The organism is Streptosporangium sp. NPDC001559 (assembly GCF_042893955.1).
GTDB lineage: Bacteria > Actinomycetota > Actinomycetes > Streptosporangiales > Streptosporangiaceae > Streptosporangium.
Genome location: NZ_JBIAVG010000031.1, coordinates 41,415 through 56,191 on the forward strand (window position 1 = coordinate 41,415; position 14,777 = coordinate 56,191).

Consider the following 14,777-nt stretch of genomic DNA (forward strand, 5'->3'; position numbering starts at 1 on the left):
ACGCCGGCGTCGTCGGCGTGGTCGCCCCGCCCTTCCAGGACGGGGTTCGTTCAGGGCTGGAAGCGGTAGCCCATGCCGGGTTCGGTGAGCAGGTGGACCGGGCGGGCCGGGTCGGGCTCCAGCTTCCTGCGGATCTGGGCCATGTACTGGCGCAGGTAGTGGGTCTCCCTGACGTAGGCGGCGCCCCAGACCTCGGTCAGCAGCTGGCGCTGGCTGATGAGCTTGCCCGGGTTGCGCAGCAGGATCTCCAGCAGGTGCCACTCGGTCGGCGTCAGCCGTACCCCTCCGGAGATCGTCTTGCCCGCCAGGTCGACCACGTGCGCGCCGACCTGGACGTGGGCGAGCTCGGCCTCGTGAACGGCGGTCCTGCGGGTGACGGCCCTGATGCGGGCCAGCAGTTCGTCGATGTTGAACGGCTTGGTGACGTAGTCGTCCGCCCCGGCGTCCAGGGCCTCGACCTTGTCCTGGTTGCCCGCCCGCCCGGACAGCACGATGATCGGCACCTTGGTCCAGCCGCGCAGCCCGTGGATGACGTCGATCCCGTCGATGTCCGGCAGCCCGAGGTCCAGGACGACGAGGTCGGGGCGCCAGTCGGCGGCCTCGCGCAGGGCGGCGCCGCCACCGTCGGCGACCGCGACCTCGAAGTGCCTGGCCAGAAGGTTGATGCGCAGCGCGCGCAGGATCTGCGGTTCGTCGTCGACGACGAGGACGCGGGTCATGTCCGCCCCTCGGGGGCGATGGGCAGTTTCAGGATCATGGTGAGACCTCCCCCTGGTGTCTCCTCCGGCGTGAGCGTCCCGCCCATCGCCTCGGCCAGCCCTCTGGAGAGGGCGAGGCCGAGGCCGACACCGGTGTGGTTGTCGCGGTCGCCCAGGCGCTGGAAGGGCATGAAGATCCGGTCGTGCGCCTCCCTCGGCACGCCGGGGCCCCGGTCGATGACGCGGACCTCGACGCTGTCGCCGTAGGAGCTGGCGGTGACCAGGACCCTGTGGCCTCCGGGGGTGTGGCGCACCGCGTTGGACATCACGTTGACCAGGATCCGCTCGACCAGGGCCGGGTCGGCGACGACCTCGGGCAGGCCGGGCGGGATGTCGCCCTCGACACGGTCGCCGAGCGGCCCGAGGTCGTCGACGGAGCGCGGGACGACCTCCCCTACCGCGACGGGTTCGAGGGCCAGTCCGAGCACCCCCGCCTGCAGGCGGCTCATGTCGAGCAGGTTGGCGACCAGCCGGTCGAGCTTGACCAGCGACTCGTCCGCGGTGGCCAGCAGTTCCCGCCGGTCCGACTCGCTCCAGTCGATCTCGGTGCTGCGCAGGCTGTCGACCGCGATCCTGGCCGAGGCCAGCGGGGTGCGCAGGTCGTGGCTGACGGCGGCGAGCAGCGCGGTGCGCATCCTGTCGGCCTCGGCCAGCGGCCCGGCCAGGTCCGCCTCACGCCGCAGCCGCTCCTGGCGCAGGGCGACCGCCGCCTCCGCCGCGAAGGCCTCCAGGACCCTGCGGTCGGCCGCGTCGAGCAGCCTGCCGCGCGCGGCGAGCACCAGGTCGCGGTCGATCACCACGTCGGTGTCGGCGGTGCCGGGGGTGGCGCAGGGCGGGCCTCCCGAGGTGGCCGCGATCCGCCACGCCGCGGGCTCTGAGCGGTCGTCGGGAGCGGGCTCACCGGTGCGTTCGAGCAGCGTGACGGAGGTCAGCCCGAAGGTCTCGCGCAGCCTCGCCAGCAGGGACGCCAGCGCCGCCTCCCCTCTGAGCACGTGTCCCGCCAGGGTGGACAGCACCTCGGCGTCCGCGCTCGCCCTGGCCGCCTCCCTGGTCCGTCTGGCGGCCAGGTCGACCACCGCGCTGACCATGACGGCGACCAGCACGTAGACGCTGAGCGCGAAGAGGTTCTCCGGGTCGGCGATGGTGAACCGGTCGACCGGAGGGGTGAAGTAGTAGTTGAGCAGCATGAACCCGGCGACGGCCGCGGTGACCGCGGGCCACATCCCCCCGGCGAGGGCGACGCAGACCACCATGAGCAGGAACATCAGGATCGCGCTCGACAGCTTCAGGCCGTCCCTGAGCGGGACCAGCAGCGCGGTGATCGCCGGGATGCCCAGCAGGGCCATGGCCCAGCCCGCGATCCTGCGGCCGAGGGTGAGCGCCGCCCTCGGCCGGTCGCGCCCGGCTCCCCGGCCCACCTCGCCGTGCGTGATCATGTGGACGTCGATGGAGCCGGACAGCGCGGTCGTCGTGACCCCGACCCCCCGGGAGAACAGCTGCGCGAAACGTCCCCTGCGGGAGGCGCCGAGCACGAGCTGGGTGGCGTTGACCCCGCCCGCGAAGTCGAGCAGCGCGCGCGGGACGCTGTCGCCGACCACCTGGTGGTAGGTGCCGCCCAGGCTCTCCACCAGGGCGCGCTGGCGGGCCAGATGCGCCGGGTCGGTGCCGTTCAGCCCGTCGGAGCGGGTGACGTGGACGGCCATCAGGTCGGCGCCCTTGGTCCTGGCGGCGATCCTGGCGGCCCGCCGTACCAGCGTGTCGCCCTCGGGGCCGCCGGTCAGCGCGACCACGACGCGTTCACGCGCCTCCCAGGTCCCGGCGATGCCGTGCTCGGCGCGGTAGCGGTCGAGCTGGTCGTCGACCTTGCCCGCGACCCACAGCAGCGCCAGCTCCCGCAGCGCGGTGAGGTTGCCGACCCTGAAGTAGTTCGACAGGGCGGCGTCCACCTTCTCCGGCAGGTAGATGTTGCCGTGGGCCATCCTGCGGCGCAGCGCGTCCGGCGCCATGTCCACCAGCTGTACGGCGTCGGCCTGCCGTACCGCCTCGTCGGGGACGGTCTCGCGCTGCGGGACGCCGGTGATCTCCTGGACGACGTCGTTGAGCGACTCCAGGTGCTGGATGTTGACGGTGGAGATGACGTCGATCCCCGCGTCCAGGATCTCCTCCACGTCCTGCCAGCGCTTGGCGTTGCGTGAGCCGGGCACGTTGGTGTGCGCCAGCTCGTCGATCAGCGCCAGTTTCGGCCTGCGGGCGATGACGGCGTCCACGTCCAGCTCGGTGAAGCTCGCCCCCCGGTGGACCAGGGTCGCGCGGGGGACGACCTCCAGGCCTTCGAGCAGCGCGGCGGTGCGGGGCCGGTCGTGGGTCTCGACGAGCCCCACGACCACGTCCGTGCCGCGCCCCAGGCGCCGGTGCCCCTCGTCGAGCATCGCGTAGGTCTTGCCGACGCCGGGGGCAGCGCCCAGGTAGATCCGCAGTTTCCCGCGCGCCCCGCTCATCGCCCGCTCACCTCCTTCTCCCGTCCTCCTACGATCATCCCCTGTCGAGGGCGAGGTTGAGTTCCAGGACGTCGACCGCCGCCTCTCCCATGAAGCCCAGGGACCTGCCGGTCGTGTGCTCCCTGATCAGCTCCCTGACCCTCGTCACGCCGAGGCCGCGTTCCCCGGCCACCCGGGGGGCCTGCAGTTCGGCGTAGGCGACGGAGATGTGCGGGTCGAGGCCGGAGCCGCTCGCGGTGACCGCGTCGGCGGGCACGACCGCGACCGCCGTGCCGCGGACCGGAACCGTACGGCCCGCCGACAGGTCCTCCCCCGGCCTGGCGCAGGTGACGCCGACGCCCCGGTAGACGGCGAGGAAGGGCACTGCGGGGCAGGCCTGGTTGGCGCTGACCACCCGCCGCGGGGCGCCGGTCGCGGGGAAGACCTTCAGCACCGCGCCGACCCCGTCCTGCGTGCAGTACGGCCTGCCACCGCTGACGCCCTCCAGCTCCCCGACCGCCCTGGAGCGGGCGCAGACCTGGGTCAGCAGGGACCGTCTGCCGGCGTCCTCGGCGCCCGGCACGGGAAGGACGTCCAGGACGTCCTCGGGCCCCAGGTTGCTCGCGCCGCTGGCCAGCGGGTCGTAGCCGTCGCCCGCGGCGGAGGGGCGGCTCTGGAAGTACCTCCTGACGGGGACCCCGTCCGCGTCGGTGAAGCTCTGGCCGATCAGCTCGCTGCCGACGTCGTGGCCGTCCTTCCGCAGGAGGGATCCGTCGGCCCGGTGGCCGAACACGGCCTGGGCGGCCCCGGTGACGGCCAGGGGGTAGGCCAGCCCGAGGAGCAGGGTCAGGACGAGCAGCGCGCGCAGGGCGGCGAGGTGGCGGCTGAGCCAGCCGGGCAGGCGTTCCATTTAAGACATCCCCGGAAGGAACTGGATGAGCAGGTCGATGACTTTGATCCCGGCGAACGGCGCGACGACGCCGCCCAGGCCGTAGACGTACAGGTTGCGGCTGAGCAGCCTGGAGGCGCTTGCCGGGCGGTAGCGCACCCCGCGCAGGGCCAGGGGGATGAGCGCGACGATGACGATCGCGTTGAACACCACCGCCGACAGGATCGCCGACTGCGGGCTGGCCAGCCGCATGACGTTGAGCGCGTCCAGGCCCGGGTAGACGGCGGCGAACATCGCCGGGATGATCGCGAAGTACTTGGCGACGTCGTTGGCGATGGAGAAGGTGGTCAGCGCGCCCCGGGTGATGAGCAGTTGCTTGCCGATCTCCACGATCTCGATGAGCTTGGTGGGGTTGGAGTCCAGGTCGACCATGTTCCCGGCCTCCTTGGCGGCGGAGGTGCCGGTGTTCATGGCCACCCCGACGTCGGCCTGGGCGAGGGCGGGGGCGTCGTTGGTGCCGTCGCCGGTCATCGCGACCAGCCGCCCGCCCTGCTGTTCCCTGCGGATCAGCGCGAGTTTGTCCTCCGGGGTGGCCTCGGCCAGGAAGTCGTCGACCCCGGCCTCGTCGGCGATGGCCCTGGCGGTCAGCGGGTTGTCGCCGGTGATCATGACGGTGCGGATGCCCATCCTGCGCATCTCGTCGAACCGTTCGCGCATGCCCTGTTTGACGACGTCCTTGAGGTGGATCACGCCGAGCACCCTGGCGGTGCCACCGGGGCCGCCCGTGATCTCGCCGACGACCAGCGGGGTGCCTCCCGAGGCGGAGACGGCGTCCACGATGGCGCCGACCTCGCCGGTCGGGTGGCCGCCGTGGTCGCGCACCCACTTCATCACCGCGGTCGCCGCGCCCTTGCGGACCTGGCGGCCGTCCACCCCGACCCCGGACATGCGGGTCTGGGCCGTGAAGGGCACCCACTCGGCGTGGGCCAGCTCACCGGGGGCGCGTTCGCGCAGGCCGTAGGCCTGTTTGGCGAACACGACGATGGAGCGGCCCTCCGGGGTCTCGTCGGCGAGGCTGGACAGCTGGGCCGCCTCGGCCAGTTCCCCGGCGGAGACGCCGGGCGCCGGGACGAACTCGGCGGCCTGCCGGTTACCGAGCGTGATGGTGCCGGTCTTGTCCAGCAGCAGTGTGGAGACGTCCCCCGCGGCCTCGACCGCGCGGCCGCTCATGGCCAGCACGTTGCGCTGCACGAGCCGGTCCATGCCCGCGATGCCGATCGCCGACAGCAGGGCGCCGATCGTGGTGGGGATGAGGCAGACCAGCAGGGCCGCGAGCACGATCCCGCTGACGCCGTCGGCGGTCAGCGCGAGTGAGTCGGGGACCCCGGGGTTGACGGCCTTGGAGTAGACGGCCAGGGGCTGCATGGTGACGGTCGCGGTCAGGAAGATGACGGTCAGCGCGGCCAGCAGGATGTTGAGGGCGATCTCGTTGGGGGTCTTCTGCCGGTCGGCGCCCTCGACCAGGGCGATCATCCGGTCGATGAAGCTCTCCCCCGGTCTCTGGGTGATCCGTACGACGATCCGGTCGGAGAGCACCTTGGTGCCGCCGGTGACGGCGGAGCGGTCGCCGCCGGACTCGCGGATGACGGGCGCGGACTCGCCGGTGATGGCCGACTCGTCCACGCTGGCGATGCCCTCGACCACGTCGCCGTCGCCGGGGATGATCTCCCCCGCCTCGACGACCACGTGGTCGCCCTGCCGCAGTTCGGGCGCGCCGACCCGGTCGTAGGGGGTCTCCTCGGCGCCGGGCCGCCAGTCCTTGAGCCTGCGGGCGACGGTGTCGCGCTTGGCGGCGCGCAGGGTGGCGGCCTGCGCCTTGCCCCGGCCCTCGGCCACGGCCTCGGCGAGGTTGGCGAAGAGCACGGTCAGCCAGAGCCAGACCACGACGGCCCAGGCGAAGAACGAGGGGTCGAGGATCGCGAGGGCGGTGGTGAAGACCGCGCCGACCTCGACGACGAACATGACGGGGTTGCGCCACAGCGTGGCCGGGTTGAGCTTCGTGAACGCGGCGGGAAGGGAGGTGATCAGTTGTGCGGGGTCGAGCAGGCCGCCGCCGACCCGGCTCTCCTTGCGTGGGTTGCCCGGGGCCGGGGCCTGGAGCGTTGGGGTGGACACGTCTACCGGATTCCTTCTGCGAGCGGGCCGAGCGCCAGGGCGGGGAGGAAGGTCAGCGCGACCAGGACGACCGTCACGCCGACGACCATGCCGACGAACTGCGGCCGGTGGGTCGGCAGCGTGCCCGCCGAGACCGGGACCGGGTCCTGGCGGGCCAGGGAGCCGGCCAGGGCCAGGACGAACACGATCGGCAGGAAGCGGCCCAGGGCCATGCACAGCCCGAGCGCGACGTCGTACCACGGGGTGCCCGCCGACAGGCCGCCGAAGGCCGAGCCGTTGTTGTTGGAGGCGCTGGTGAAGGCGTAGAGCACCTCCGACAGGCCGTGCGGCCCGCCGTTGAGCATGCTCGCGCGTTGTTCGGGCGAGCCCATCGCCAGCGCGGTGCCGACGAGCACCAGGACCGGGGTGACCAGGAAGTACATCGAGGCGAGCTTGATCTCGCGGGCGCCGATCCGCTTGCCCAGGTACTCGGGGGTGCGGCCGACCATCAGCCCGGCGACGAACACCGTGATCACCGCCAGCACCAGCATGCCGTACAGGCCGGAGCCGACGCCGCCGGGCGCGACCTCGCCCAGCATCATGTCGACCATCGTGACCATGCCGCCGAGCGCGGTGTAGGAGTCGTGGAAGGAGTTGACGGCGCCGGTCGAGGTCAGCGTGGTGGCCGCGGCGAAGGTCGCGGAGTTCGCGACGCCGAAACGCACCTCCTTGCCCTCGGTCGCGGCTCCCACTGCCTGCGGGACGGTGCCGCCGTGGGCCAGTTCCAGTCCGGTCAGCACCGCGACGCCGACGACGGCGATGGTGGCCATGATCGCGACGATCGCGTATCCCTGCCGCCGGTCGCCGACCAGGCGGCCGAAGGTGCGCGGCAGCGCGAACGGGATCAGCAGGATCGCGAAGATCTCCACCCAGTTCGTCCAGCCGGTGGCGTTCTCGAACGGGTGGGCGGAGTTGGCGTTGTAGAAGCCGCCGCCGTTGGTGCCGAGTTCCTTGATGATCTCCTGGCTGGCCACCGGACCGCCGGTGATCGCCTGGGTGCCGCCGGTCAGGGTGGTCACCTCGTACGGCGCGGCGAGGTTCTGCACCAGGCCGCCCGCCACCAGCACGAGCGCCCCGGTGAAGGCGATCGGTAGCAGGATCCGGACCGAGCCGCGTACCAGGTCGACCCAGAAGTTGCCCAGTTCCTCGCTCCCGCCGCGGGCGAAGCCGCGTACCAGGGCGATCGCCACGGCCATGCCGACCGCGGCCGAGACGAAGTTCTGCACCGCGAGCCCGGCCATCTGCACCAGGTGCCCCATGGTCGACTCGCCGGAGTAGGCCTGCCAGTTGGTGTTGGTGACGAAGCTGACCGCGGTGTTCCAGGCGACGTGGCCGGTGACCGGGGGCATGCCCAGGCTCAGCGGCAGCCGGTCCTGCAGGCGTTGCAGGCCGTACAGCAGCAGGACCGAGACCGCGGAGAAGGCGAGCACGGCGCGGGCGTAGGCGCTCCAGCGCTGCCCGGCCGCGGGGCGGACCCCGGCCAGCCGGTAGATCACCCGTTCCGCGGCCAGGTGCCCGGGGGCGGTGTAGACGCGGTACATGTAGTCGCCGAGCGGGCGGTGGACCACCGCAAGCGCGACGATCAGGGAGGCGATGAACACGATCCCCGACAGGGCCGGTGACATCAGAAGCGCTCCGGGAACAACAGGGCGGCGACCATGAGGGCCGCCAGCACGACGGCCACGGCCAGGCCGATGGCGTTGACGGCGCTCACAGCCGTTCCACCGCCTTGACGGTGAGCCCGAGGACCGCGAAGACCGCGATCGTCAGGGCGACGAAGATGACGTCGGCCATCCTCACTCCTTGTTGGCGCATACGTTCCCGGCCGCCGTTTGGCGGCCATGCAACAAGGAAATCGCGGGATTTATGGATTTTTGCGCGCCTTGATGGGTTCCATACGCCTTCGCACCGTTTATTGACGCGTTCCCTACGCCCCGCCGGTCTCCGGCTCCGCCAGGCCGACGCGGTAGGCGTAGGTGACGGCGTGGACCCGGTCGCGCAGCCGGGCCTTGGCGAACAGGTTGTTGATGTGCGTCTTGACGGTGGCCTCGCCGATGAACAGGACCGCGGCGATCTCGGCGTTCGACAGTCCCCTGGCGATGAGGCGCAGCACCTCCGCCTCACGCGGGGTCAGCCCGTCGGGCAGCGGCCCCGGCTCCCGCCGCGCCCGTTGCTCCTGTGTCCTGGGCCGGGTACGGCCCGGCGGCGCGGCGGGCTCCCCGGCGCCGTCTCCCATCACGGCGGTGAGCAGGCGGCGCTGCACGCCGGGGTCGAGCTGGGCGTCGCCGTTGACGACCGCCGCGACGGCCCTGCCGATCTCCTCCGCGCCCGCGCTCTTGGTGAGGAAGCCGCGCGCCCCTGCGCGCAGCGCCGCGAAGACCGACTCGTCGTCCGAGTAGGTGGTCAGCACCACGACCTGGGTCGCGGGGAAGGCGGCACGGATCTCCCGGGTCGCCTCGACCCCGTCCATCCTCGGCATCCGCAGGTCCATCAGCACCACGTCGGGACGCAGTTCCGCGACCAGCCGCAGCGCCTCAAGCCCGTCCCCGGCCGAGCCGACCACCTCGATGTCCGGCAGCAGGCCGAGCAGCAGGACCAGCCCCTCGCGGACCACGGCCTGGTCGTCGGCCACCAGCACCCGGGCCCTCACGCGGGCACCCGCAGCCGGACCAGGAAGATCTCCTCACGCTCCCCCGACTCCAGCGTCCCGCCGAGAAGCTCGGCCCGTTCCCGCATGCCCACGATCCCGTATCCTCCCCCGGGTGTCCCCGGGGAGTCCGCCAGAGGGTTGGTGACCTCCAGCTCGCACGAGCCGCCGTGGAAGCCGAGCCGTACGGTCGCCGGGGAGCCGGGCGCGTGACGGCGCACGTTGGTGACGGCCTCCTGGGCGGTGCGGATCACCGCCAGCTCGGTCTCCGGTGGCAGCCGCCGTTCCCTGCCGGACGTCAGCAGGGTGCACTCCTGCCCGGTCGCGGCGTGGAACTCCTCGGCCAGCCTCCGCAGCGCCTCGGGCAGCGGCGGCTGGTTCTCCCGCAGCGCGGACACGGCCCTTCGTGCCTCCTCAAGCCCGTTCCTGGCCAGGTCGCCGGCGCGCTCGACCCGTTCCAGGGCCTCTCCCGCCCGGTCGGCGCGCAGCAGCATCCTGGCCCCCTCCAGATGCACGATCTGCGCCGACAGGCTGTGGGCGAGGATGTCGTGTATCTCCCTGGCGATGCGGGCGCGCTCGGCGAGCACCGCCTCCCGATCCTGCGCGGTCCTGGCGGCCCTGCGCTCCCTGATCGAGTAGGCGATCATGAAGACCATACAGAGGCTGAAGGCCAGGCTGAGATCCCGCTCCAGGGCACCGGCCGCCGCCCCGGCCGTCAGCAGCCCGCCCAGCCCGAGCCCTCCGATCGGCAGCGAACGGGCGAGGGGATGCCTGACCGCGGCGGTACCCACGCCGAAGAGCAGGACCGCGACGGCCGGTCCGTCGACGGCCACCGCGTCCAGCCAGACCGCGAGCAACACCGTCAGGCCGAGGGCCGCGACCTTGACGGGCACCCCGAGGAGCGGCAGGCGCGGCGAGGGTCCGGTCGCCGACGGCAGGATCGCCACGGCGAGGGACCCGGCGACGGCGAAGGCCAGGAGCGTGACCGCGAGCCTCTCCCCCGCCAGGCCGAACCCGGCCCCGGAACCCGCCTGCGCGATCAGGAACAACACGATCACCCCGGCCCGCAGGACAACGGGGGCGATCGTGGTGTCCCTGAGTCGCGTCGTCACGCCACGGACGTTACCGATCCCGTCCGGCAGGCTGCGAGGCGGGCACCCACGCCGGTACGGCCTCACCGAGCGTCCGCCCCCTCCTGGCGACCAGAACGGCCTGGGCCGCGACGGTCAGGCCCGCGAAGACGAGGGCGGCGGCAGGCCGGTAGGTGAGGCCGAGCGCGCCGCCCGCGGCGAACAGGGCCAGGCGGGCGGCGAAGGAGACCACCCAGGCCGCCAGGGTCCATTTGGTGCCCTTCGCCCAGGCGACCCCGTCGGCCTCCCGCCACACCCGCACGGTCCAGGCGCGCAGGGCGCCGAAGGCGACGGCCAGGACCGCCTCGACGGCGATCACGACGACACCGAGGACGGACGGTCCCTCCTCGAGGAGGCCGCCGCCGTACACCCCGGCCACCGTCAGGATGAGGCCGAAGACCAGCAGGCCGCGTCCCTCGGCGGGCCGGGTCCGCATCTGGCGGTAGACGACGAGGGCGAGGACGGCGAGGGAGAAGACGGCGATCTGCAGCGAATCCATGTCACCGACGGTAGGGACGGCGGCCGTGGCGCGGATCGGAGCACGGGTGGAGACCGGAGAACTCCACCCGTGGGTGGAGACGCGGGTCGTGTGGCCCCGATGTCAGGGGAGGCCCACTTTCAGGACAGTTGTCGGCGTCTGAACCGTTGCGGACACTCTGATGGTCGCCGCACGCCGGACGGGGGGACCGATCCGGCGTGCGTTCACCGGGGTCCGTGACGCGGAAAACCGTTTGACGGGGGTTTTAGCTTTTACGGGCCCTTCTGCGAGGACGGTGCTGAACCCAGTAAGGAGTGTGCTGCCTGCTGATGCCCCCCGATACCGTCGCCCCAGCGCGAGAATCCGGTACCACCCGTTCCCCTCTCCCCCAACCCCACCCCCGCCGCCACCGTGCCAGGATCTCGTCGCTGTGGCGGTTGCGGCCCTACCTCCGTCCCTACACGACCCGGCTGATCGTCATCTGGCTGGCCGCCCTGGCCGGGGTCGGGATCGGCATCGTCATCCCGCTGATCGGCAGGGAGGTCATCGACGGCCCCGTCGCCAGCGGTGAGACCGGCGCGCTGCTCCCGCTGTTCCTGCTCGCGCTGGCCCTCGGCACGGGTGAGGCGCTACTGGTCCTGCTGCGCAGATGGATGCTCGGCGAGGCCGTCCTCGGTGTGGAGACCAGCATCCGCGACGACCTCTACGCCCACCTCCAGCGGCTGCCGATGGGCTTCCACGGCTCCTGGCAGTCCGGGCAGCTGTTGTCCCGCGCGACGACCGACCTGTCGGCGATCCGGCGCTTCCTGGGCTTCGGCATGCTCTTCCTCGTCCTGATCAGCGTCCAGATCGTGACGGTCACGGGCCTGCTGCTGAACATGTACTGGCCGCTCGGCCTGCTGGTCGCCGCCTCGGCGTTGCCGATCGCCCTCATCTCGCTGCGTTTCGAGCGGGGGTACGTCGACGCCTCACGCCGGGTCCAGGACCAGCAGGGCGACCTGGCCACCGTGGTCGAGGAGTCCGCGGCGGGCATCCGCACGATCAAGGCCTTCGGGCGGGGGCCGTACGTCGGCGGCGTCTTCGGCGACATGGCTCTGAAGATCTACCGCACCGCGATGGAGAAGGTGGGCCTGTCCTCCCGCTTCTTCACCTTCCTTGAGGTCGTCCCCAACGTCACCCTCGCCGTGGTGCTGCTGACCGGCGCGCTCGCGGTCGGCACGGGAGCGCTGACCCTGGGCACGATGGTGGCCTTCACCACGCTGATGCTGCAGTTGGTGTGGCCCATCTCCGCGCTCGGCTTCATCCTGGTGATGGGCCAGGAGGCCATGACCGCGGCCGACCGGGTGATGGAGGTCCTGGACACCGAGCCCGCCATCGTCGGCGGCACGGACGTGGTCGAACGGCCCCGCGGGCACCTGCGCTTCGAGGGGGTCGGCTTCACCTTCCCCGGCGCGGACAGGCCGGTGCTGCGCGACGTCTGGCTGGACGTCCGTCCGGGGGAGACGGTGGCGGTCGTCGGCGCGACGGGGTCGGGCAAGACCACGCTGACCTCGCTGGTGCCCCGCCTGCACGACGTCACCGAGGGCCGGGTCACCCTCGACGGCCACGACGTGCGGGACCTGTCCCTGACCGCGCTCCGCACCATGGTCGCCACCGCCTTCGAGGAGCCGACGCTGTTCTCGATGAGCGTCAGGGAGAACCTCACGCTGGGACGGCACGACGCCACCGAGGAGGAGATGGCGGCGGCCGTCGAGATCGCCCAGGCCGGGTTCGTCCACGACCTGCCGTGGGGGCTGGAGACCAGGATCGGCGAGCAGGGCATGTCGCTGTCCGGTGGCCAGCGCCAGCGTCTGGCCCTGGCCCGCGCCGTGCTGGCCAGGCCGAAGGTCCTCGTCCTCGACGACACCCTCTCCGCCCTGGACGTCGAGACCGAGGCGCTGGTCGAGGAGGCGCTCAGGCGGGTGCTGCGGGACGCGACCGGGATCGTCGTCGCGCACCGCGCCTCGACGGTGCTGCTCGCCGACCGGGTCGCCCTGCTGCTCGACGGCACGATCACCCACGTCGGCCCGCACCACGAGCTGATGGCGACCGTGCCCGAGTACCGCGAGCTGCTGTCGGCGGCCCTCGACGAGCCGCTGGACGAACAGGAGGCGCTGCTGTGAGCGGGACCACGAAGGAGAACCAGAAGACGGACAGGACGACGACCGGCGAGAGCCCGGGCTGGCGGGGCGTCGCCGCGGAGAACCAGGATGAGCTGTCCGAGCGGGCCTCCTTCCTGCTGCGCGCCCGGTCGCGGCGGCTGCTGGCCGAGCTGCTGCGGCCGTACCGGCGGGAGATCGCGGTGCTCGTCGCGGTCATCGTGGTCTGCAACGGGGCCTCGCTGGCCATCCCGTTCCTCGTCAAGGTGGGCATCGACTCGGGCATCCCGCCGATGACCTCGGGGCGGGGGCCGGGCACGCTCGTCGCGGTGGTCGTGGCGGTGCTGGTGGCCGCGGCCCTCCAGGCGGCGACCCGGCAGGTGTTCCTCAGGCGCTCCGGCCGCATCGGCCAGGACGTCCTGCTCGAACTGCGGCGGCGGGTCTTCGCCCACTTCCAGCGGCTGTCGCTGTCCTTCCACGAGGACTACACCTCCGGCCGGGTCGTCTCCCGGCTCACCTCCGACATCGACGCCATCTACGAGATGCTCGAATCCGGCTTCGACGGGCTCGTCACCGCGGTGCTGACGCTGACCGGGACCGCCGTCCTGCTGCTCGTCCTCGACGTACGGCTCGGCCTGGTCGCCCTGCTCCCGCTGCCGGTGCTGCTGCTGTTCACCCGCTGGTTCCGGCGGCAGTCGAGCATCGCCTACCGCAGGACACGGGAGACGGTCGCGCTGCTGATCGTCCACTTCGTGGAGTCGATGGCCGGTGTCAGGGCGGTCCAGGCCTTCCGCAGGGAGCCGCGCAACCAGGAGATCTTCGGGCGGCTCAACGTCGACTACCGCGACGCCAACATCCGGGGCATGCGCCTGATCTCGATCTTCGCACCGGTCGTCAAACTGATCGGGAACGTCACGATCGCCGTGATCCTGCTCTACGGCGGGTGGCTGGCGCTCGGCGGCGACGTCACGGTCGGCGTGCTGGCCGCCTTCCTGCTCTACCTGCGTCAGTTCTACGAGCCGATGCAGGAGATCTCGCAGTTCTACAACGCCTTCCAGTCGGCGGGCGCGGCGCTGGAGAAGCTCTCCGGCGTGCTGGAGGAGAAACCCGACGTCGCCGAGCCGCGTGAACCCGTGCCGCTGGTACGGCCACGCGGCGGCGTCCGGTTCGAGGCGGTCGAGTTCTCCTACCTGGACGGGACCCCCGTGCTGCCCAGGATGGACCTGACGATTCCCTCCGGGCAGAGTGTGGCGCTGGTCGGCACGACGGGGGCGGGCAAGACCACCCTGGCCAAGCTCGTGGCCAGGTTCTACGACCCCGTCGCCGGGCGCGTGCTGCTGGACGGGGTCGATCTGCGCGACCTGGACGACGAGACGCTGCGCACGGCGGTGGTCCTGGTGACACAGGAGAACTTCCTGTTCACCGGGTCGGTCGCGGACAACATCAGGTTCGGCAGGCCGGAGGCGACCACGGCCGAGGTCGTCGAGGCCGCCAAGGCGGTCGGCGCCCACGGGTTCGTCTCCGCGCTCGCCGACGGCTACGACACGCAGGTCGGCAAGCACGGCGGACGGCTCTCCGCGGGACAGCGGCAACTCGTCGCCTTCGCCAGGGCCTTCCTCGCCGACCCGGCGGTGCTGATCCTCGACGAGGCGACCTCAAGCCTCGACGTGCCGGGGGAACGGCTGGTGCAGCGGGCGATGCGCACGATCCTCGCCGACCGGACCGCCCTGATCATCGCGCACCGCCTCTCGACCGTCGAGATCGCCGACCGGGTCCTGGTCATGGAGGGCGGCGAGATCGTCGAGGACGGGCCGCCCGATCGGCTCGTCCGGGACGCGGGCCGGTTCGCGGATCTGCACCGGGCCTGGCTGGAGAGCGTCTCCGACCTGCCGGGGAGGCCTCCCGGATAACGGCGGGGGCGGGGGGGGGGGCCCCCCCCCCGGGGGGGGCCCCCCCGGGGGGGGGGCGGGGGGGTGGGTGGGGGGGTGCCCCGGGAAGAGGTGGGTAAAGGTGTTTATGAAAACCGGTTTGACAGGGAAGATTTGG

11 protein-coding genes are annotated in these 14,777 nt (G+C 72.0%); 2 read left to right on the forward strand and 9 right to left on the reverse strand.

Annotated elements, in window-relative coordinates; all coding sequences use genetic code 11:
* Positions 1-50: 50 nt before the first annotated feature.
* From ACFYY8_RS41130 to ACFYY8_RS41170, 9 genes are all read right to left on the reverse strand, one after another.
* Positions 51-719: a response regulator gene (locus tag ACFYY8_RS41130; protein WP_390050520.1), complete on the reverse strand. Its 669-nt coding sequence runs from the start codon at positions 717-719 to the stop codon at positions 51-53.
* Positions 716-3,256: a DUF4118 domain-containing protein gene (locus tag ACFYY8_RS41135; protein ID WP_390050521.1), complete on the reverse strand. Its 2,541-nt coding sequence runs from the start codon at positions 3,254-3,256 to the stop codon at positions 716-718. The genes ACFYY8_RS41130 and ACFYY8_RS41135 overlap by 4 nt, the downstream gene beginning before the upstream one ends.
* Before the next feature lie 34 nt (positions 3,257-3,290).
* The gene (locus ACFYY8_RS41140; protein ID WP_390050522.1) at positions 3,291-4,145 is read right to left on the reverse strand and encodes a potassium-transporting ATPase subunit C; all 855 of its coding nucleotides are present in this window, start codon (positions 4,143-4,145) and stop codon (positions 3,291-3,293) included.
* Positions 4,146-6,299: a potassium-transporting ATPase subunit KdpB gene (kdpB, locus tag ACFYY8_RS41145; RefSeq protein WP_390050523.1), complete on the reverse strand. Its 2,154-nt coding sequence runs from the start codon at positions 6,297-6,299 to the stop codon at positions 4,146-4,148.
* A gap of 2 nt (positions 6,300-6,301) precedes the next feature.
* Complete coding sequence (kdpA, locus tag ACFYY8_RS41150; protein ID WP_390050524.1) at positions 6,302-7,963, reverse strand: potassium-transporting ATPase subunit KdpA; 1,662 nt, start codon at positions 7,961-7,963, stop codon at positions 6,302-6,304.
* Complete coding sequence (locus tag ACFYY8_RS41155) at positions 7,963-8,052, reverse strand: K(+)-transporting ATPase subunit F (protein WP_184713936.1); 90 nt, start codon at positions 8,050-8,052, stop codon at positions 7,963-7,965. The genes kdpA and ACFYY8_RS41155 overlap by 1 nt, the downstream gene beginning before the upstream one ends.
* Positions 8,053-8,265: 213 nt before the next feature.
* Positions 8,266-8,988 (reverse strand): response regulator, encoded by a 723-nt coding sequence (locus tag ACFYY8_RS41160; RefSeq protein WP_390050525.1) that lies wholly within the window; start codon positions 8,986-8,988, stop codon positions 8,266-8,268.
* Positions 8,985-10,097 (reverse strand): sensor histidine kinase, encoded by a 1,113-nt coding sequence (locus tag ACFYY8_RS41165; RefSeq protein ID WP_390050526.1) that lies wholly within the window; start codon positions 10,095-10,097, stop codon positions 8,985-8,987. Before ACFYY8_RS41165 ends, ACFYY8_RS41160 begins: the two co-directional genes overlap by 4 nt.
* Positions 10,098-10,107: 10 nt before the next feature.
* Positions 10,108-10,614, reverse strand: coding sequence for a hypothetical protein (locus ACFYY8_RS41170; RefSeq protein ID WP_390050527.1), 507 nt, complete (start codon positions 10,612-10,614; stop codon positions 10,108-10,110).
* A gap of 416 nt (positions 10,615-11,030) precedes the next feature.
* Between ACFYY8_RS41170 and ACFYY8_RS41175 the strand changes: the two genes are divergently transcribed.
* Together ACFYY8_RS41175 and ACFYY8_RS41180 are read left to right on the forward strand one after the other, a co-directional pair.
* Positions 11,031-12,755, forward strand: coding sequence for an ABC transporter ATP-binding protein (locus ACFYY8_RS41175; protein WP_390050528.1), 1,725 nt, complete (start codon positions 11,031-11,033; stop codon positions 12,753-12,755).
* The gene (locus ACFYY8_RS41180; RefSeq protein ID WP_390050529.1) at positions 12,752-14,641 is read left to right on the forward strand and encodes an ABC transporter ATP-binding protein; all 1,890 of its coding nucleotides are present in this window, start codon (positions 12,752-12,754) and stop codon (positions 14,639-14,641) included. Before ACFYY8_RS41175 ends, ACFYY8_RS41180 begins: the two co-directional genes overlap by 4 nt.
* Positions 14,642-14,777: the final 136 nt, after the last annotated feature.